14 protein-coding genes are annotated in these 21,339 nt (G+C 46.7%); 5 read left to right on the top strand and 9 right to left on the bottom strand.

Features of this window, described 5'->3' with window-relative positions:
* Positions 1-44: 44 nt before the first annotated feature.
* The 7 genes from efpL to WCN91_RS03825 all read right to left on the bottom strand — a co-directional run bounded on the left by efpL (position 45) and on the right by WCN91_RS03825 (position 9,252).
* Complete coding sequence (gene efpL / locus WCN91_RS03795) at positions 45-611, bottom strand: elongation factor P-like protein EfpL (protein ID WP_342676457.1); 567 nt, start codon at positions 609-611, stop codon at positions 45-47.
* 42 nt (positions 612-653) lie between these two features.
* Complete coding sequence (locus WCN91_RS03800) at positions 654-1,448, bottom strand: nucleoside-binding protein (RefSeq protein WP_342676459.1); 795 nt, start codon at positions 1,446-1,448, stop codon at positions 654-656.
* A 98-nt stretch (positions 1,449-1,546) separates the two neighbouring features.
* Entirely contained in the window at positions 1,547-2,860 is a 1,314-nt protein-coding gene (locus WCN91_RS03805; RefSeq protein ID WP_342676461.1) for a Na+/H+ antiporter NhaC family protein, read from the bottom strand.
* 192 nt (positions 2,861-3,052) lie between these two features.
* Positions 3,053-5,272, bottom strand: a complete 2,220-nt coding sequence (locus tag WCN91_RS03810) for a TonB-dependent receptor (RefSeq protein ID WP_342676463.1) — start codon at positions 5,270-5,272, stop codon at positions 3,053-3,055.
* Between the two features lie 5 nt (positions 5,273-5,277).
* Entirely contained in the window at positions 5,278-6,576 is a 1,299-nt protein-coding gene (locus WCN91_RS03815; RefSeq protein WP_342676466.1) for a lysine N(6)-hydroxylase/L-ornithine N(5)-oxygenase family protein, read from the bottom strand.
* Positions 6,570-7,523, bottom strand: a complete 954-nt coding sequence (locus WCN91_RS03820; protein WP_342676468.1) for a GNAT family N-acetyltransferase — start codon at positions 7,521-7,523, stop codon at positions 6,570-6,572. Before WCN91_RS03820 ends, WCN91_RS03815 begins: the two co-directional genes overlap by 7 nt.
* 10 nt (positions 7,524-7,533) lie before the next feature.
* Complete coding sequence (locus WCN91_RS03825; RefSeq protein WP_342676470.1) at positions 7,534-9,252, bottom strand: IucA/IucC family protein; 1,719 nt, start codon at positions 9,250-9,252, stop codon at positions 7,534-7,536.
* A gap of 90 nt (positions 9,253-9,342) precedes the next feature.
* Between WCN91_RS03825 and WCN91_RS03830 the strand changes: the two genes are divergently transcribed.
* The 5 genes from WCN91_RS03830 (at position 9,343) to greA (ending at position 16,479) form a co-directional block, all read left to right on the top strand.
* Positions 9,343-10,488 carry a hypothetical protein gene (locus WCN91_RS03830; protein WP_342676472.1) on the top strand — a complete coding sequence of 382 codons (1,146 nt, stop codon included), beginning with the start codon at positions 9,343-9,345 and terminating at the stop codon, positions 10,486-10,488.
* 81 nt (positions 10,489-10,569) lie between these two features.
* Complete coding sequence (gene dapB, locus WCN91_RS03835; protein WP_342676474.1) at positions 10,570-11,373, top strand: 4-hydroxy-tetrahydrodipicolinate reductase; 804 nt, start codon at positions 10,570-10,572, stop codon at positions 11,371-11,373.
* 206 nt (positions 11,374-11,579) lie between these two features.
* Complete coding sequence (gene carA / locus WCN91_RS03840) at positions 11,580-12,716, top strand: glutamine-hydrolyzing carbamoyl-phosphate synthase small subunit (protein ID WP_342676476.1); 1,137 nt, start codon at positions 11,580-11,582, stop codon at positions 12,714-12,716.
* A gap of 18 nt (positions 12,717-12,734) precedes the next feature.
* A complete protein-coding gene (gene carB / locus WCN91_RS03845) occupies positions 12,735-15,953 on the top strand; it encodes a carbamoyl-phosphate synthase large subunit (protein WP_342676478.1) in 3,219 nt (1,072 codons plus the stop codon).
* Positions 15,954-16,002: 49 nt separating this feature from the next.
* Positions 16,003-16,479 (top strand): transcription elongation factor GreA, encoded by a 477-nt coding sequence (greA, locus tag WCN91_RS03850; RefSeq protein WP_342676480.1) that lies wholly within the window; start codon positions 16,003-16,005, stop codon positions 16,477-16,479.
* Positions 16,480-16,993: 514 nt separating this feature from the next.
* Here the strand turns inward: greA and WCN91_RS03855 are convergent.
* Together WCN91_RS03855 and WCN91_RS03860 are read right to left on the bottom strand one after the other, a co-directional pair.
* On the bottom strand, positions 16,994-20,155 hold the full coding sequence (locus tag WCN91_RS03855) for an efflux RND transporter permease subunit (protein WP_425416006.1): 3,162 nt from the start codon (positions 20,153-20,155) through the stop codon (positions 16,994-16,996).
* Positions 20,156-20,158: 3 nt separating this feature from the next.
* The gene (locus WCN91_RS03860) at positions 20,159-21,331 is read right to left on the bottom strand and encodes an efflux RND transporter periplasmic adaptor subunit (protein WP_342676482.1); all 1,173 of its coding nucleotides are present in this window, start codon (positions 21,329-21,331) and stop codon (positions 20,159-20,161) included.
* Positions 21,332-21,339: the final 8 nt, after the last annotated feature.

Raw genomic sequence — 21,339 nt, forward strand, 5'->3', positions numbered from 1 at the left:
AAAAGGTGAGCAAGTGCTCACCTTTTTCAATTGCGAGGTAGTTATTAGGCGCGGCTAATAAACTTGCTCTCGGCGGTATTGATTTTAATTTTATCGCCGCTTGAGATGTGCTCTGGCACCTGAACCACAAGACCTGTGGTTAAGGTAGCTGGCTTAGTACGCGCACTGGCAGAGGCACCTTTAATTGATGGAGAGGTGTCTTCAATCACTAGTTCAACGCTGGTTGGTAAGTCCACAGAAACCGGACGGCCTTCTACTAGCACTACCTGCACACCCTTGGTCGACTCGTCGATAAACAACAACTGCTCGGCAATGCTGCTTTTGTTCAGGTGGTACGGCGTGTAATCTTCATCATCCATAAAGATGTACTCGTCGCCATCAACGTACGAGAACATAGCAGCGCGGCGCTGTAGGTCGGCAAAGTTCAGCATGTCTTCGGCTTTGAAGGTTTCATCAACCTTACCACCGTCAACCACGTCATACATGCGCATACGGTACAGGCTACCACCGGCGCGGCCCTGAGGCACAGAGCGCTCGATATCACGGACGATCATAACGCGACCATTGTAATCAATGGCGGCGTGCTTTTTAATTTCGCTAGCCTTAGGCATAGTCTTACTTCCTAATTAAATTGACCGGGTTAAGTTACCCGATTAAAAGGTCCAAGCCAAGTGGATTTGCGGCACAGATTCTGTGGTGTTGGTGCCCAATTTGTTATGCCAGTACTGCCACTCAACACCCAACATCAGGGTTTGCTCTGGCATTTGCAGGGCGTGACCCAGATCCCATTGCACTATCGGCTGAGCTAAAAGCCAGCTCTTCACCTTGTCGCCAAACTCGTTGTCGCGCTCATCGATATATTCAACATGGCCGGTAAAGTAAAACTTTTGCTCGCCTATGCTAAAAGGTGCGCCCCAGGCCAGGTCCAGCATCCAGCTATCGCTTTCAGTCGGTGCCCCGCCTGAGCTGACGCCATCGCTGTCATCGATATAGGCGGTTACAAGGGTTGAGAAGAAGTCAAAGCCTTCCACTTGCCAGTCTAGCTTCACACCGGGTAGGTACTTCATCACATTGGCATCGCCGGCGGCGTTAAAGCCCATTACAAAGCCCACGTCTTTTAGCGGACCTAGCTCAATTTGGTTACCGCTGATCTTGCTGTAGCTGAAGTTGGAGTACCACTCGCCGTAGAAATCGCTGTCCTGATAACCATCTTCTAGGTCGTCATTGATGATATCGATAAAGAAGAAGTTATCGCCCAGGCTGTAACCCGAAGCGTGCTGCAAGGAAACGATGCTGGTGCCCGCTTCTTTTTCAGTGAAGGGGTTTTTAAAGTCGCCATAGTTTACATGTAACTGAGTTTGGCTCCAGGTTGCGGCTTGTGCATTGCTTACACTGGCACACAAAGACAGCGCCACTGCGCCGTATAACAAGGGTGTGGTAATTTTCATAACTACAAGGTGATTAATAAATAAAAGAAATGTCGGCTGCTATTGTAACAGATGGCGGCATTAGGCCGCCACTGTAAGCAGGAGGGCAGGATGCTGGGTTACACCTTATGGCGGCGTAAGATGATGATCAGCACCGCAGTGATAGCCAGGATAAAGCAATAAAAGGCCGAGGTAGATACCTGCCAAGGGCTAATGCCAAAGGTCGCGCCGAGAAGCAGAGCCTGAGCGCCGTAGGGCAGTGTGCCTTGCAGCACGCAGGCAAAGATATCGAGCAAGCTGGCAGAGCGCTTTGCGGAAATCTCGCCGTCCTGGGCCAGCTTTTTAGCGATTGGCCCGGCAACGATAATAGACACGGTATTATTGGCAATACACAGGTTCGATGCCATTACCAGCACGGCGATACCTAGCTGATCCGCCACCTGGCGATTAAACCTGGCCACGAGCTTGGTTACTGCTTGGATTTTTCGTGCCAAATAATCAAGGCCGCCGCCGCGACGAATAAACTCAGACAAACCGCCGATAAACATCGACAGCAAAAAGATCTCCTGCATATTGCTAAAGCCCTTGTAGATGTCTTTAACAAAGGCGCCGCCTTCATAACCTGAAGTAAAACCCATCAGTGCCGCGAAAATAATGCCGCTAAAGAGCACCACAAAAACGTTTAAGCCCATAACCGCCAGCACCAGAATAAAGATGTAGGGCAGCACCAAAAGCCAGTCAAAATCACCCACCTCTACAGGTTGCGGCTCAGGGGTCAGGTAAATCAATAGCGCTATGGTCAGCACGGCTGCAGGCAGGGCGATTTTCAAGTTCTCGCGAAACTTATCTTTCATTTCACAGCCCTGGGTGCGGGTAGCGGCAATCGTGGTGTCGGAAATAATAGACAGGTTGTCGCCAAACATGGCACCGGAAACAATAGTACCGGCCATCAGCGCCGGGTCGATGCCGGTTTTCAGTGATACTGCCAGGGCGATGGGGCCGATGGCCCCGATGGTACCCATGGAGGTGCCCATGGCGGTGGAAACGATGGCCGAGATCAAAAACAGGCCGGGTAACAGCAGGCTCGGTGGAATAAAAGATAAACCGGCATTGACTATGGCATCCACCCCGCCGGTGGCCCCGGCCACCGCCGAGAATGCTCCGGCGAGCAGATAAATCAGACACATGGTAATGATATTGCTGTGTCCGGCCCCGCGAATAAAGGTTTCCACCGATTCATTAATACGTTGCCTGGCGAGCACAAAAGCCAGCACTATGGCGGGCAGAATGGCCACAGGCGCAGGCAACTGGTAGAAGGCGTAATCGACGCCCTGGGCTTGCAGGTATAAGCCTACACCTAAAAAGAGTGCCACAAAGGTTAGTAAAGGCAGTAGCGACAACTTGGCTGCTACCTTGTCTACAGACGCCTGCATGTAAACCTCATATTAATAACTGCTTGTATTTATTATGCAGTTATTGTTCACACAATGAGGTGCATAATTCAAGGGGTAAAAAGGATGTGTAAATGTATAGATGGCCAGATGCTTTGTCAAACTTAATCCATAAAAAAAGCCGCATGGTGCGGCTTTGAGACGAAATGAAGAAAATGACTCAGTATAATTTATTTAGAAATTATACTGGTACGTTAGCGCAAAGCTTCTACCACGACCTTTATGGTCATATAAAGTCTCTGGACCATATTTCGGGCTATAGAAGTAAATCGCACGTTTACCCCATTGCGTGGTGTAGGTTTTGTCAAATAAGTTGTTAACAGCAAACTGAACTTGACCATTTGCAAGTGGATAGCTAGCAGTTAAGTCAAACAGCGTGTAGCCGTTGATTTTGCCATCAGCGTCGTCTTCTAAGTCAAACATGGTTTTACTTTGTAAACGCACGTTCAAATCGTTACCTTGCCAAGCTAAGTAACTGGTAAATTTAGAACTTGAAGCTTGCGTTACACTCACTTTTTTCCAGGTGCCTTCTTTATCTTGCGCTTGCGAAGAAATTAAGTGCGTTGAAATACCAGTACGCCAAGCCGAGTTAACATCGTAGTCGAGTTGAGCTTCGATTCCTTGGGTACGTGTCTTAGAGTCGCTTACGGTAATTAAAAGCGTTTTGCTGTCATAGGTGATCTTATGATCTGAACTACTATAGTAAGCCGCGATTTGAGCGCTGAAAGCGCCGTCGCTGAAACGCCAGCCCAACTCCATTGAATCGGTTTTAATGCCTGCAAGCGCTGAGTTATTTACATCGACAACCGTGCCTTCAACTAAAGTTAAGCTGTTTGCACCGTCTTTTTGTTCATATTTACCTTTACCATAAAATTTAGCGACATTCGGTAACTCAAATGCCTCCGCTGAGTTAAACCAAATTTGTTGGCTGTCATTTAGGTCATACACTAAACCTAGGTTAAATAAGTCCACGCTGTAATCTGTGCTGCCGCCTTTAATGGCCTCTGCTGAAGAGGCAGCCCCTGTGATAACTTTTATTGCAGCAGTGGTACCGACAAAATCATGCACCGTGTTATCCATATTTTGGCGACGATAGCCTGCCGATACAGCAAGGTTGTCTAGCGCTTGATATTGAAGTTGTGCAAACAAGGCGCTGGCATCGACTTCAAAGCCTGGATAACGATCTACTGCATAAATAGACTTCATCACTAAACCGCCAGAATGTTGGGCTATGTTAGTGTCATAATACGTTTGGAGCGAATCAAACTCTTCGGTGTCGTAATCAAAACCATAAGCAAAGCTTAGTTTGTCAGCTTTGCCGGATAACACAAATTTGAAACCGGATGCGTCAGTGTTTTGCTCAGAGCTTGAGAAATTAGCAATTTTATCACCGCTTAAGCGAGGGCGTGGATAGAAGTCAAAAATCTCTTCACGAGCAAAGGCTTGAATGTTGAGGGTTTGAGAGAAAAAATCGCTGTTTATATAGTTTAGGTTTATTAAGGTGCGCTCTGTTTTTGGCGTGTGGTCAGAGTCTAAACCTTTACGGATTTCTACGCCGGTCATATCACCAAACAGCGCATTGGCCTCTGGGCCAAAATACAAACCATGTTCGCCATCGCTTTCATTATTATATTTTTGCACCATCGCGGTGACTGTTTGTGTGTCTGTGAATTTGTGGGATATCGATGCCATAACATCTAGGCTATCCGTGTATTGCAAGCCACTTTGCGTGGTGTCCATGATGATAGCATCGCCTTCACCATCATATAATGCATTCACTTTATTGTATGCAAGTGAGATACGCGCTTTGGTTTTTGCATTGGCAAAACCATAGGCACCTGCAATTGAAGTATCGAAGTCGTCACTGCCAGCAAAGCCTGAGTGAATGCCTACTTTTAGGGCGTTATCTTCATTACCTTGTTTAGTGATGATGTTGATAACACCTCCGGTACTGCCACCGCCGTATATCGCGGTAGCACCTGAGAGTACTTCAATGCGTGAGATATTAAATGGATCTATGGCATCAAGGTGACGACTAATACCTCGCGAAGAGTTTAACGAGACACCGTCAATCATCACGACCATTTGTCTGCCTCGCATATTTTGACCATAGTTGGTTCTTGTCGTACTTGCCAAATCTAAGCTCGGTACTAATTGCGCCAATGAGGTTTTAAAATCATGGCCCGCATTAATCTGCAATTGCAATTCTTCAAGATCAACCAACCATACAGTGCCTGCAATATCAGAAATTTTTTGCTCAGTACGGTTAGCGGTGACTAAAATACGCTCATGATCATGGGTGGCTTGAGCATCATTCGCAAATACCACATTAGCGTTAAGTGCACATAAAAGGCCAGAAGCGATTAGGGTTAAGGTCGTTTTTTTCATATCCATGTTTATTAAACTGCTGTAGTTAAGGTTAAAGGTTGGGTGGATTCGGGCAATGTCCAATCAATGAAATTCTGCGTTTCACTTAAATCGAACACATTTTTCCCTGTCAAATGATTAATAATTTTGGCGCTGCGCCATGCCATTAGGCTAAGTTGTGGTTCGGCAATGCCGTGGCTGCTTAGGCCTGCATTCACGGCATAAATTTGATTGTCTGCTTGGTGTTGCCATTGCACATTAAAATGGCGGTCAAGCTGTAAGCTGCCATCTTTACTTAAATGTAATAGCGACTTTAGAGGTTCAAGATAGTGTGGTAATACAGACTCAAAACCAGTTGCTAAAATCACATAATCAGCATCGAGTATTTCTTCACTTTGATTCAGTGAGTTGTAGCACTGTACTGCGTAGCCATCGTTATAAGGAGTTAATTGCTGAGCGGTACGATTAGGCAGTAAATGCAGCCACTTGCGCTCACCGTTTACTTCAAAATGCTGATATAAATAGTGATAGATTTGCTTTAAGCATTCGCTGGTAATGCCATCACTGGCGAGCTTTTGCGCTTTTACTTCGCGCTTTTTACTTAATTCAGGTAACTCAAAGAAGCACTCTGTATATTGCGGTGTGAAGAACTCATTGGTAAATGTGGCTTCATCCAGTGGCTGGTAGTTAGGCCTGCGAGAGATCCAGTATAACTCTTGTGGTTTTCCCCAGTAATGGTGTAAGGCATTGAGCACAATGTCTGCACCTGTTTGACCACCGCCAATGACTGCAACACGTTTGTTAGTGAAATCGAATTCTCTGTCCATGATCTCACAAGCGTGAAATACTTTTGTGCCCAGCTGTGCTTTAAACTCTTCTGGTATATGTGGCTTTTTACCAGTGCCAAGACAGATGTTCTTTGCCTGATACACATCTTGCTCTGTGGTGATCACAAAATGGTCGTCGGCGTAATGAATGCTCCGAACGCCTTCATTAAAATTCAGGTTTTTTATTTTGCTTGCAGCCCACGCCATATAGTTTGAAAACTCGGTGCGGCTGATCATGCTGATGTCAGTAGATAAGAAACGATAAAAGCGTTTTTTATCGACAAGGTAAGAAAGAAAGCCAACACGACTGGTGGGTACAACCGCAGTAACAAGGTCTTTTAAGTAACAGGTTTGCATGTGAGCTTCTGGCAGAAGTAAACCTGGATGCCATGCAAATTCAGCTTTGTTATCAAAGAAGCGGTACTCAAGTTCATTCGTTTCGTTGAGCAAGGCAGCAATACTTAAATTAAATGGACCAATCCCGATCCCAGCCAGATCTAACATTGAAAATTCTCCTTGTAGAATTTAATTTTTTCGATTGAAATTAGCGCAGCGCGCTTATGTGGGAACTCGAATTCATATTCTTTTATGAATCCCAGCTTGGTAATTTGATTAAGTAACCTGTGGTTATTGTGCCTTGGTTCTAACACGATTTTTTGAGTCTGAGGGCAATCTAAAAACATAAAGTGGCTGATGGCGGTACACCACGCTTTAAAGAAACGGCTGCCTCGAAATGCCTCATTGCCAACCAATAAATGTAAACCTCTATCGTATGCTTGCCACGGGTAATAAGGGGCAATTCTGTCTTCACCTGCCCAATACACCTCGAAATAACCAAAAGCCTGGTCGTCGAAGTAGCCGATCAATGGCAAGTTAAACGGGGTGTGCAGTTTATTGGCTAAATAACTTTGCAGTTTGTCTTTTGACCAGTTTTGCTCCCAAAACGCACTCACTCTTGGGTTGTGCATCCAACTATGAAAGAGGTCTAAATCCTCAATGGGATTAGCAACTTTAAAGCTGACGAACTTGCCAACTGCATGATTAAAGCGGCGATATACCTCAGCGGATAAATTCACATTACGAGTAGGGCAGGCTCTATCCTCAAAGCGTTCAGTAAAGAGTGTTCGCGCTTGTGTTTTTAAGCCATTTACAGGATTCGCATAAAACTCAAAACGAGAAAAGCTTTCACTTTGGAATGCCTCAATCAGTGCTTGCCAAGCTGCTGAGGCATGCCAATGGATTGTTGGTAACTGAATATGTTGAACATTGAGATGGTGGTAAAGCACACCATCAATTAAGAAAAGTAGTTGCTCTAAGGTATTTATTCGCTCGTCATACTCAGCAACAAAGCAATGACCAAAAGCGATTTCACCTTGTAAAGCCAATTTTTGCGCGTGACTGATGACACCCAACTCAGATTTATCAAGTGGGAACTTGTGTTTTAATAACATCTTAATCAACCTATTGCTGAGTTTGGGCCAGTAAATTCGTCATATCGAAATAAATCACAGCGGGATCTTCTATGGTGTTCTCGTTATCACCAGTGAGATAGCAATAGAAATTACCTTTGCACTCAAAAGAGGGTTGCTCGAGAATTAGTTGTAAGCACTGTTTATCTTTGGCTGCGCTTAAAATACCCGATAACGTCAAGTGTAATTTTTGGCACCACGTACGTTCATCTTTAAAGCCAAGCTGGCTTAAAGCAGCAATCATTGCATAGCTACTATTGATAATGACGTAGTAGGGAAAATAGCGGGTGATCTGTGCTTGATTCCAGTGGTGCTCAATATCACCATGGATGTCTTTACAGTGCTTGGCAAATTGTTCAATGCCTAGTTCTGAAAAACCAAAACCTTGGCAATCACGAATAAGGGTTTTGCGTGGCAAACCTTGTGCAAACTCAATAACAATATTTTGTTGGTGGGCGAGGCATACCAAGCCCAAATTGGCTTGTAAGTCGCACAATGGCAAAATCACTTTTTTACTGAAATCGTTAAACCATAACTCAGCGGCTTCTTCTAACGTAACGTGATAATTTTTACTAACGCGCTTAAGTTGCTCAAGTAGTAGGTGGTTTTGAGTATCAATAGGTAGCTGGCCTAATGTGGCAAGTACTAAGCTTTCACTGTTTTGGTTTAGTTGTTGGTTTTCTCTAAATAAGAAAATACTTTCTTCAATTACAGTATCGTTAAAACTTAAAGCACACCAAGCAGGCTCCTGTAACACCACAAACTCAGGGTATCGTGCCTGCCAGTGTTTGAATGTATCGGTTTGGCAGGCATCGAAAACGCGCAGACCGCGTTTGCACTCTTTGATAGACAAGGTTCTTAGTGAGTTAGTTAACTTTATGTTTAAAGAGTATTTAAGTTGATAATCCACGTCTGGTTGACAAATGGCACGCACTGATGACGTTGCTGACCAAACAAGGCCATACTCACCTAATTCGCTCACTAAATTATCGCTCATTAAAGTTTTGATGCTACTCATGCCTTGTAGATATTGCCACTGCCAAGGGTGCATAGGTATAACAGCAAAGTCGTTATTAACTTTTGTAAGCAGCTCAGGGGCACTTTGTGTAACAAGTGTATTCAAGTAGCAGTCAAGTGCTTGGCCTTTAGCATCACCAACTAAAACCGCTCTAGAAACCTTTAGCCAAATCAACTGAAATTTTGCACCAAATTCTGGGCTGTATTTTGACCACTCATCATGCGCCAATTGTTGGCGACTTTTTGCTGCCGGATGAAAATTATGTCCAGCGAGCAGTCCTTGCTCTGCTTCTATAAAATTCAATGGGCCTGTTGTTAAGTGCGAGATACCCGGGTGATTTTGCAAAGATGCCTCAATAAACTTTTGGCTTTGCAATACTTGCGCGCTGAACTGTTCAATTTGAGGGCGTGAAAAGGCTGCAATTCTATCTGCATGTGGCAGCAGTAAGCGTAGGGCTTTTTTGAATGTAATTACTTCGGCAGAAGAAGACTGAGCATCTTTTAAAAGAATTTCTCCAGTAAAGTGGTGAATGCCAACTTCTGAAAAGTAGTGAATAGGTAGCAAGATGTCATGTTGTTCATTGAGCGTAATTTTGATAGCAGGGCGTTGCTGCCATTGGGTGTGAGCCCAATTGGTATTTTCTCTTAAATAGGCGTTGGCAAAACTCGACCAACTAAAGCTTTTATTTAACACCGCCGCAATCCTTGGTTACAAAACAGATTGAGAATAATAATGGTTTGCATTATCGTGTCAATGAAAAGTTGACCCCAAGTTAGGAGCATAATGAATAAACGCATTGCATGGTTAGTCGTTGGCGGCGGTCTACTCGGCGTCAGTCAGCAAATTGCGCTGGTGGTATTGCCTTTGCTTGCTGACATCATGTCGGTACCTTATGAAACATTAGTCAATTGGCAAGCTGCGGGCTCTTTCCTATTTTTATTCTCAAGTGTGTACTGGGCCAAAACAATGGTCAAAAAAGGTGTCTCGTTTGTAGTTAAACTGACAACGGCTGGCTTTTTGTTCAGTAATCTCATTTTGTTATTCTTATGGCTCGAATATGGCTGGTTATCTGTAGAGGTAATGCTGGGTATATTTATAACTAGCCGCATTGTGCATGGTATTTTCAGCAGCGGCATTGTGCCGCAGTTGCAGATCAGTGCGCTAATGTTATATCCACAAAATAGCATAGGGGCACTCGCTAAAGTCAGTCTAGGGGGCACGTTAGCAAGATGTTTAACGCCATTGGTGTGTATCGGCCTAATGATGTTCTCACCTACTTGGGTATTCGTACTGCCTTTATTACTGGGCCTGTATGTGTTGCTTGCCACGCCAAGTTTGCCGCAGGGTGAGAAGAAAGAAAAAGTACGCGTTTCATCTCATCAGCATTGGGGTCTACTCGTCGTCGCATTCATTTGCGCATTTAGTTTGTGCTTTGGTCAGTTTAGTTTGGTGCAGGTGCTTACTCGCTTGATTCCTGACAGTAGTGCTGAAGTAAGTCAATGGGTGGCAATAAACTTGGCTATCACTGCATGCTTAAGTACTTTCAATCAGATTTATTTTATTAAAAAGCAAAAGGTTGATTCAGAGCGGTTACTTGTGCTGAGTTTGGCTATTGCCTGGCTAATGGCTTGGGTGAGTAGTATGGCTGATCATATAGTGGCTATGTGTATCGCGGTGTCACTGATATGTGTAGCCCTTAACAGTGCGACTTTGGCGTATACCAATGTGATAGTGGCAAAAGCGGGTAAGCAATATACGAATTACATCGCTACCACACACACCTTAGGTTATGCACTTGGCGCTCTATTTGTGAATTTTTCACTAGCTTTACCTTACGTATTGATTTGCGCAGCACTGTTTATTGCGTTTAGTTTTATTGTCCGTCGTTTTATTCGCAGCGTTTATCCAAAACAAGCTAGAACAGTATAAACGCATGGCATATGAAATTTTTATAGATGATTTATGGCGGTAAACTATGTATAAACACAGAAAATTTGAATGGGGAAAGATATGACTAACATTGCAATTTTTGGTGCAAATGGCCGAATGGGCAAAGTGTTATGTGAAGCTGCACTTATTTCAACAGGCACAGAATTAGCAGCGGCTTATGTACGTGACCAACATGATTTAATTGGTAGTCAAGTGCAGCACTTTATTAATCAGGGTAAGACTGACATTGCTTTTTCAACAGAAATGGTAATTGCAGATGACGTTGATGTGGCAATTGATTTCACCCTGCCCGAGGGCATGCTGGCTCACCTGGATTTCGCCGTTGCCAATAATATCCCCATGGTGATAGGTACCACCGGCCTGAGTGAAGCGCAAATGCAGCGCTTGTTTGAGGCCGCCAAACATATCCCCATCGTCTTTGCCCGTAACTTCAGTGTGGGCGTTAATCTGCTATTGGATTTGGTACAAACGGCGGCGACAAAATTCGGTGACGATGCGGACATAGAAATATTTGAAGCCCATCACCGCCATAAAATTGATGCGCCTTCGGGCACCGCCCTGGCCATAGGCGAAGCCATTGCCGAAGCCAAAGGTTGGGACCATGATCAAGTCGCGGTTTATGATCGCTCACAAAGTGAACAGGCTAAATCGCAAAAGGAAATTGGCTATTCGGTGCTCAGAGCGGGCGATATAGTTGGCGAACATACGGCTTATTTCGCATTAATGGGGGAAAGGCTTGAATTAACACATAAAGCTAGCTCAAGAATGACCTTCGCTCGTGGCGCTGTGAGGGCTGCAAAGTGGGTGCAAAACAAACACCCTGGCTTTTATTCCATGCGTGAAGTGCTGGAACTGGGTAAGTAAACATGTACTTTTAGGGTCTTCGGTTGTTTTTTGTGTCAAAGGTGCTGTTTTCTATATTTATTGATATTTAATTAGATCTTTTTGCTACTCTCGTGTAGAATATCGCCAATTTGCCAAAATTTCATTATGCGCCTAATTAAGCGCTTTAAACGGGTCGTAAATCAGTCGCATTTTTTACTCCCGTTTTTTACTGTTAGGAGGTTAACTTGACTAAATCCGCTCTGTTAGTCCTAGAAGACGGCACAGTGTTTCGCGGTACTGCGATCGGCGCTGACGGCATGTCAGTTGGTGAAGTAGTATTCAATACGTCGATGACTGGGTATCAGGAAATTCTGACCGACCCGTCTTACGCGGAACAAATCGTAACTTTGACTTACCCGCATATCGGTAACACGGGTACTAACAGCGAAGACGAAGAAGCGAACAAGATCTGGGCCAAGGGCCTGGTTATTCGCGATTTGCCACTGCTAGCGAGTAATTTCCGTAATGAACAATCACTCAGTGATTACCTAAAAGAGCGCAACATTTTAGGTATTGCCGATATCGATACCCGTAAGCTGACTCGTATCCTACGTGATAAGGGCGCGCAAAACGGCTGTATCATCGCCGGTGATGAGATTGACGAAAGCAAAGCACTGGAAGCTGCAAAAGCATTCCCAGGCTTAAAAGGCATGGATTTAGCCAAGGTAGTTTGTACTGAGTCATCATATCAATGGTCTGAGACAAGCTGGACTCTGGGTGAAGGTTTTAAAACGCTTGCGCCAGAAGATGAGAAATTCCACGTTGTTGCCTATGACTTCGGTGTTAAGCGCAATATCCTGCGCATGTTGGTAGACCGTGGCTGTAAGCTGACTGTAGTTCCGGCGCAAACCAGCGCTGAAGAAGTACTAGCACTAAACCCAGACGGTATCTTCCTGTCAAATGGCCCTGGCGACCCTGAGCCATGTACTTACGCTGTTGAAGCGATCAAAACCTTCCTAGAAAAAGATATTCCTATTTTCGGCATCTGCCTTGGTCACCAGCTACTAGCGTTGGCCTCAGGCGCGAAAACAGTAAAAATGAAGTTCGGCCACCACGGTGGTAACCACCCGGTTAAAGACCTGGACCGTGATGTTGTGATGATCACCGCACAGAACCACGGCTTTGCTGCGGATGAGGCAAGCCTGCCAGATAACCTTCGTGCTACGCATAAGTCATTGTTTGACGGCACCTTGCAGGGTATTCACCGCACCGACAAGCCGGCATTTAGCTTCCAGGGTCACCCTGAAGCCAGTCCAGGCCCACACGATGCAGCCCCTTTGTTCGATCACTTTATCGAACTGATGCAAGCGCAATCTAACTAATTTGAGACCGGAGTAATAATGCCAAAACGTAATGATATTCAAAGCATTCTTATCTTAGGCGCGGGCCCGATCGTGATCGGCCAGGCCTGTGAGTTTGACTACTCAGGTGCTCAAGCCTGTAAAGCGCTAAAAGAAGAAGGTTACCGTGTAATCCTGGTTAACTCGAACCCGGCGACCATTATGACCGACCCGGAAATGGCTGATGCGACCTATATTGAGCCGATTCACTGGGAAGTGGTAGAAAAAATAATCGAAAAAGAAAAGCCGGATGCGGTACTGCCTACCATGGGTGGTCAAACTGCATTGAACTGTGCCCTTGACCTAGACAAGCACGGTGTACTGGCTAAGCACGGTGTTGAGCTGATCGGTGCAACTGCTGATGCTATCGACAAGGCAGAAAACCGTGAGCGTTTCGACGTAGCGATGAAAAACATCGGCCTTGAGTGTCCGCGTGCAGAAATCGCCCACTCAATGGAAGAAGCGCACGATACACTAACGCGTATCGGTTTCCCTTGTATTATTCGTCCTTCTTTCACCATGGGTGGTACCGGTGGTGGTGTTGCTTACAACATGGAAGAGTTCGAAGAGATCTGTACCCGTGGTCTTGACCTGTCACCAACGAGCGAGCTGTTAATCGATGAAAGCCTGCTAGGTTGGAAAGAGTACGAGATGGAAGTTGTTCGCGACAAAAACGACAACTGTATCATCGTCTGTTCAATCGAAAACTTCGACCCTATGGGTGTACACACGGGTGACTCAATCACGGTAGCGCCAGCGCAAACCTTGACTGACAAAGAATACCAAATCATGCGTAATGCCTCGATGGCGGTACTGCGTGAAATCGGTGTTGAAACCGGTGGTTCAAACGTACAGTTCGGTGTGTGTCCTAACACCGGCCGTATGGTTATTATCGAGATGAACCCGCGTGTATCTCGTTCATCAGCACTTGCTTCAAAAGCTACGGGTTTCCCAATCGCGAAAATCGCAGCCAAGCTGGCTGTAGGTTACACCCTTGATGAGCTACAAAACGACATCACAGGCGGTGCAACCCCTGCGTCATTCGAGCCGTCAATCGACTATGTTGTAACTAAGATCCCTCGCTTCAACTTTGAAAAATTTGCCGGTGCTAACGACCGTCTAACAACGCAGATGAAGTCAGTAGGTGAGGTAATGGCGATTGGCCGTAACCAACAAGAATCTCTACACAAAGCACTTCGCGGTCTGGAAGTGGGCGCGACTGGCTTTAACCCAATCTTGCCAGTAGGTGAGAAGGGCGCAATCGAGAAGATCACTCGCGAACTTCGTGAGCCAGGCGCTGAGCGTATCTGGTACATTGCCGATGCCATGCGTCACGGCATGAGCGTTGAAGATGTATTCAACCTAACCAAGGTTGACCGTTGGTACCTGGTACAAATCGAAGACATCATCAAAGACGAGCAGCAAATCGAAGAAGTCGGCTTTGCCGGTCTTACTGCTGACTTCCTACGTCGCCTGAAGCGTAAAGGTTTTGCCGATGCGCGTATCGCCGAGCTTGCCGGTGTATCTGAAGCGGAAATCCGCAAGAAGCGTCACCAGCTTGAAATCTTGCCTGTGTACAAGCGCGTAGATACCTGTGCGGCTGAATTCAGCTCAGACACGGCCTACATGTACTCAAGCTATGATGAAGAGTGTGAAGCAGCACCGTCTGACAAAGACAAAATCATGGTGATCGGTGGCGGCCCTAACCGTATCGGCCAAGGTATCGAATTCGATTACTGTTGTGTACACGCGGCTCTTGCTATGCGTGAAGACGGCTATGAAACCATCATGGTTAACTGTAACCCTGAAACCGTTTCTACCGACTACGACACTTCAGACCGTTTATTCTTCGAACCAATCACGCTAGAGGACGTGCTTGAAATCGTCCGCGTTGAGAAGCCAAAAGGCGTTATCGTGCAGTACGGTGGTCAAACACCACTTAAACTTGCCCGTGAACTAGAAGCGAACGGCGTGCCAATCATTGGTACTTCACCGGATGCAATCGACCGTGCCGAAGACCGTGAGCGCTTCCAGCAAATGGTTGAGCGTTTGAACCTGCTTCAGCCTGATAACGCAACGGTAACTTCACTTGAAGAAGCGATTGCTAAGTCTAAAGAAATCGGCTTCCCACTGGTTGTACGTCCTTCGTACGTACTAGGTGGTCGTGCGATGGAAATCGTATACGACGAAGACGACCTGCGTCGCTATATGACAGAAGCGGTATCTGCTTCTAACGAAGCGCCGGTATTACTTGACCGTTTCCTGGACGATGCAATCGAAGTTGACGTTGATGCCATCTGTGACGGCACCGAAGTGATTATCGGCGGTATCATGGAGCACATCGAGCAAGCGGGTGTTCACTCAGGTGACTCGGCCTGTTCACTACCAGCACATACCCTAAGCCAGGAAATCCAAGACGTAATGCGTGAGCAAGTGCGTGCTATGGCCCTTGAGCTAGGCGTTGTGGGTCTGATGAATACTCAGTTCGCGGTTAAAGAAGGTCAGGTTTACCTAATCGAAGTGAACCCGCGTGCTGCACGTACCGTGCCTTTCGTATCAAAAGCAACCGGTGTTGCCCTTGCTAAGGTAGCGGCCCGTTGTATGGCTGGTCAGTCACTGGCAAGCCAAGGCATCACTAAAGAAATCATTCCTCCTTACTACAGCGTAAAAGAAGTGGTACTTCCTTTCGCTAAGTTCCAAGGTGTTGACCCAATTCGTGGCCCAGAAATGCGCTCTACCGGTGAGGTAATGGGTGTAGGTGATACTTTCGCCGAAGCCTTCGCTAAAGCCCAGCTAGGTGCAGGTAATGCTTTACCACGTGGTGGTCGCGCGTTACTATCGGTTCGCAATGGTGATAAAGCTCGCATCGTTGAGCTTGCTAAGACCATGATCGAATTAGGTTTTGAACTAGACGCAACCTCAGGCACCGCTCAGGCGCTTGAAAATGCAGGCATCGAAGTTCGCCGTGTAAACAAGGTATTCGAGGGTCGTCCTCATATCCTTGACCGCATTAAGAACGGTGAATACAGCTATATCGTTAATACCACAGAAGGCCGTCAAGCGATTGAAGACTCTAAGGTATTACGTCGTGGCGCCTTGATGCAAAAGACCAACTACACCACAACATTAAACGCTGCGTTTGCTAACTGTACAGCAAACTCTGCAGATGACCGTGGTAGTGTCTCGTCAGTTCAAGAGTTACACCAACGAATCAACTAAGCAATAGGCCGCAGCGCTTGCGCTGCGGCTTGCTGTAAGTGGGAATATTATGCAAAAGATTCCAATGACCACACGCGGTGCCGAGTTATTGCGTGCAGAGTTAAACGAATTAAAAACAGTCACTCGGCCAAAAATCATCGCTGATATCGCCGAGGCGCGTGAACACGGCGACCTCAAAGAGAATGCTGAGTATCATGCCGCTCGCGAGCAGCAAGGCTTTTGCGAAGGACGTATTCAAGAAATTGAAGCTAAATTGTCTAATGTGCAAATCATTGACGTAACGAAAATACCTAACAATGGTAAGGTAATTTTCGGTTCGACTGTGACTATTGTTAATGTAGACACGGATGCTGAAGTGACTTATCGCATTGTTGGTGATGATGAAGCGGATATTAAGAACAACTTAATCTCTGTAAACTCACCCATCGCCCGTGGCCTTATTGGTAAAGAGCTGGACGACTGTGTGAATATCGAAACACCCAATGGGACGGTAGAATTTGAGATCACTGAGATTGAATATATCTAACCTTGGTTTATGTGTTTAAAAACCCGCTTAAAAGCGGGTTTTTTTATGCCTGTAGGTCGATGCTTTGCGCCGACAAAGAAGCCTTTGGATTGATATTGTAGGTCGCCTTTTAGGCCGACAAAGGGTAACAATGCAGCTTCAGGGATGAATTGTTTGCAGTTTCTCCACAACGTCCTTCAAATTAAAATTTTGTCGCGTTGGGTGAGCGCGTTAAGAAAATAGTCCGGTGAACTATTTTTAGCAAGCGAACGCCTTGAGCCTGCGAAAGGCCGGGGACGGCAACCACCGCTTGCCGTTATTATTAAATAAAAAATTTTATCAGTGGGAAAATGTGAGTGTACAGGTCAAGTAAAATTGGCCACTACACTAATAACAGTTCACTTAAATAGCACATCATTTATCCAGCCCTATCTCTGATCACATACTTAACAGAATGGGCATAACAAGCATTCAAAAGTAATAAAAAAAGCCTTACTCAAGTAAGGCTTTTCTGGTTGGGATAAATACTGGTTATTTAACTTGGCTGTTTTAGTTCTGGTGTTGGCTCTACCTTGGGGGCTTTGCCAAAGAGTTTACGCATAACGCGTTTAAAGTCTTCCAGGGCTACATATTGGCAAGGGATCAACACTAACGTGATCACCGTGGCGAACAGCACGCCGAAGGCCAGTGATACCGCCATGGGAATGACGATTTGCGCCTGTAAGCTGGTTTCCATAATGATGGGTACTAGGCCAATAAAGGTGGTGATCGAGGTCAGCAATATTGCTCTAAAGCGCTTACAACCGGCTTCTACCACCGCCTGCTTGATAGCAACTCCCTGGGCGCGCGCCTTGTTTACATAGTCGACCATCACCAGTGAGTCGTTCACCACCACCCCGGCCACGGCTATGATGCCGAAGAAGGACAGGCTGCTCATGGTCATGCCCAAGATCGCGTGACCATAGACGGCACCGACCACACCAAAGGGGATCACCGACATGATCAGCAGGGGCTGTGAGTAAGAGCGCAGCGGAATGGCCAACAGGGCAAAGATGATAAGAAGCGAAAGCACTAAGTCACGGCGCTGCTCGGCGACGCTATCCATCTCTTCTTGCACTCGACCGGCGACATTACTCTGTACGCCAGGATAGTTCTTCAAGAGTGCCGGAAGGTATTCATCACGTACTTGTTTAGCAATTTCAAACGGCTGTGCCTGATTGGTGTCTACGGCAGCCCACACATTCACCGTACGCTTGGAGTTTTCACGACGAATGCGGTTTACCCCGTCAACCAGGTTGACTGTGGCTATTTCTGCTAAAGGCACCTCGGCACCGGCCGGAGTAATAATGCGCACATCATTGATTTCGCTGATAGAGTTACGTTCTTCAATGGGGTAGCGGATCATGACTTTTAGCTCTTCACCATCGCGCAGGATGCGCTGGGCTTCGAGGCCGTAGAAGCTGAAGTTCACCTGTGAGGCAACATCGGCCAGGGTCAAACCTAGGCTATAGGCAATGGGTTTCAATTCCAGCTGCACTTCGTCGGTGGCGCTTTGCATTGAATCATTGATATCGCCCACGCCTTTGATGGTTGATAGCTTCTCTTTTAATTTACCGGCAACTTCTTTGAGCTCAGCGGCATCATTGCCTTCGAGGCGGAAGCTGATATCACCATCATCACGGCCACCACCGCCATTCATAACGCTGTCGTTAATGGTCATTGATTTCATTCCCGGTAGCGGCGGCATATTGTCACGCCATAAGGCACTGAGTGCGAAGGTGTCGATAGGGCGCAGGTGCGGCTCTACCAAGACCATCATTAAGCGGGCGTTGGTGCGCCCTTGCATATTAAGGGAGATATCCTTAACCATGGGCATGCCATATTGTTGTTCGATGACTTTCTCAACGTCCATCACCACACGTTCAATCTTTTTGGCCGTATCCAGGGTTGCTGTTTCCGACGAGGCCAAATTCATCTCAATGTTAATACTTGGGAAGTCATGAGGGATCTTTGGGTTGGCGATAAACTTGATTAAGCCACCTGCAAACAAGCCTGCACTGACGATTAGAATGCCAAAGAAGCCAACAATCACGGTATAGCGATAGTGAATACAGCGCTGCACAGCACGGCGGTATACTCGCTCGATAAAATACTGTAAGCCGCCATCGACTTTATTACGTAAGCGGTGCAATGGGTTACGTGGATTTACAGGGCGATCCTTCATGGCCGCCAGGTGCGCCGGAAGAATAAGTTTAGACTCGACCAGTGAGAATAATAGGCAGAGGATAATCACCCCACCTATGGCTTTAGAAAACGCCGCGCCCGGGCCGCTGGCCAAGGTTTGCGGGACAAAGGCGGCAATGGTGGTCAGTACCCCAAAGGTGGCGGGTACGGCCACGCGTTTTACGCCACGCACCACGTTATCCAAGCTATGGCCATGTTTCTCGATTTCTGCGTGAGCCGACTCACCGACGACTATGGCATCATCCACTACGATGCCCAGCACCAGAATAAAGGCAAACAGGGAAGCGAGGTTAATGGTGACGTCTAAAAAGCCCATAGGCATCATTAAAAAGGCGCCTAAGAAAGACACGGGTAGACCCATCATCACCCAGAAAGCGAGGCGGATACGCAGGAACAAGGCCAGCATCAGCATCACCAAGATACCACCCCAAATCATATTCTCGATCATCATGTCGAGACGACCTTCGAGGTAATAAGTGATGTCAATCATAGGGGCCAGTTTGACGCCCTCGGGAAGCTCTGACTTTTTACGCTCTAAATAGGCGTCCATCACATCGGCAACACGGGTGATATCTTGATCTTTTGACGCACGGACTTCAAAAATTAGTGAGTTTTTACCATTGTATTTTGAATATTGCAGGCCTTCTTCAAAGCCGTCTTGGATTGTTGCTACATCACCAAGAAATACCTGGGCGCCGTCTTCTAATGTTAATAGGGGAAGGCGTTCAAACTCACCGCCGCGATAGGCTTGCTTTTCCACGCGCATGGAAATATAGCCATTGTCGGAGCGAATTTGTCCCGCCGACATATTAGCGGAGAAGTTACGAACCGCAGTGGCGATATCACGGAACGTCAGGCCATATTCGCGTAGTTTATCCGGGCTGACCTCAATGCTTATTTCATAATCCAATCCTGAATTGAAATTGACGAGATTGACCTGGGGCAGGGCACGCATTTCATCATGCAGCTTGTTGCCAAGCTCTTTAAGATCGTAATTGCTCATATCGCCATACAAGGCGAGGATCATCACCTCTTGGGTGAATTTTTCGCGGCGAATATTAGGGCGTTCCATATCCGCGGGGAAGCTGGAAATGGAGTCAATTTGCATTTTGACTTCATCGAGCACTTCTTGCGAGTCATAGCTTTCATCAACCTCAATCCAACTTTGTGAAAGGCTGCGGTTTGAATAGGTGATAAGGCGTTTAATGCCTTCTAAACCTTGCAGGGATTCCTCAATCTTAATGGTGATCCCTTCTTCCACCTCTTGTGGGGCGGCGCCGGGATAGACGGCCTGCACACTGAGCCAGTTACTCTCAAACTGAGGAAATGCCTGTTTACGAATTGAAAGCGCACTGAGAATACCACCGACTATGATGATCACCATCAACAGGTTGGCGGCAACCGGGTTGCGGGCAAACCAGGCAATCAAGCCTTTTTCTGTGCTTTGCACCATAGTTTAGTCCTCCTTCAACGCCAGTTGCGTATGCGCTGCTTTAGGCTCTTGCTCGTCTAAGCGCAGCTGCATACCTTGCGTAGGGTATTCCAGCGCCGAGGTGATAACTTGTTGGCCGCTTTGCAGACCGGCGGTGACATAGGCCATGCCGTTTTGTTCGCGGATCACTTCCAAGTCGCTAAACATCAGTTTGATTTCATTATCAATAAGGGCAATGCGATTGTCCTTGATCAGATGGCTGGGCACTATGGCGGCATCGCGTACATGCTTACCCACTATGCTGGCTTTGGTGTAAGCGCCAAAGCGCAGCGGTTGCGCCTGCTCATAGGGTTGGTCAACATAGGCCACAAGATAAGTCATGCGCGAGCGCTTATCGACCACACCTTCGTTACGCACTATGGTGCCTTGCCAAGAGCGGGTTTTGCCGGCCACTTCACTGGTCAGGGTGACTTGGGCGCCAATACCACCGTCATTGAGGTATTGCAGGTCATGATTGGCAACCGGTAGGCGCACCTTGGCAATGTCGGTGGCATCGATTTGACCTAGTACATTACCTGGATTAACCACGCTGCCCAGGCTGATATTTTTCGCTGTGATCAGGGCATCATACGGGGCGCGAATCGAGGTGCGCTCTAAGTTGCGCTTGGCGCGTTTAACCTGGGCTTGAGCGGCGCGGAATTTCGCCAGTTTTTCTGCTAGCTGAGGTTTACGTAAGTATAATTCTGAAGGGATCACCGCGTTGGCATTGTCTTTAATACGTTGCCATTCGGCTTTGGCTACATGGGCCTGTGCTTGTTCTATTTCCAGCGCCGACTGAGCCTGTGCCAAGCCTGCCTGGGCTTCAATTAAAGCCGCTTCATAGTCATTGGGGTCGATGCGAATAAGCTCATCCCCTTGTTTTACAAAGCCACCTTTTACAAATTGTTCGGCAATTGACACTACCTGACCAGATACCTGAGCAACCAGCTCGGTTTGTTCTTGCGCCATAACCTCGCCGTAGGAATGCACTTGCATGGTGACATCGGTCAAGTTGACCGGGATGACCTCTACCAGTGGGGCTATGTTTTCTTGTTGTTTTTGCTCCGGTGGCTTTTTCATCGCCATAAAGGCGGCGAAAAGTGCCACTGACACTCCCAACACACCTATGGGTAATAGTATTTGTTTTTTGCTGGCCACAATGCAGC

Origin of the sequence: Pseudoalteromonas qingdaonensis (assembly GCF_038739665.1) — a bacterium.
Lineage (GTDB): Bacteria > Pseudomonadota > Gammaproteobacteria > Enterobacterales > Alteromonadaceae > Pseudoalteromonas > Pseudoalteromonas qingdaonensis.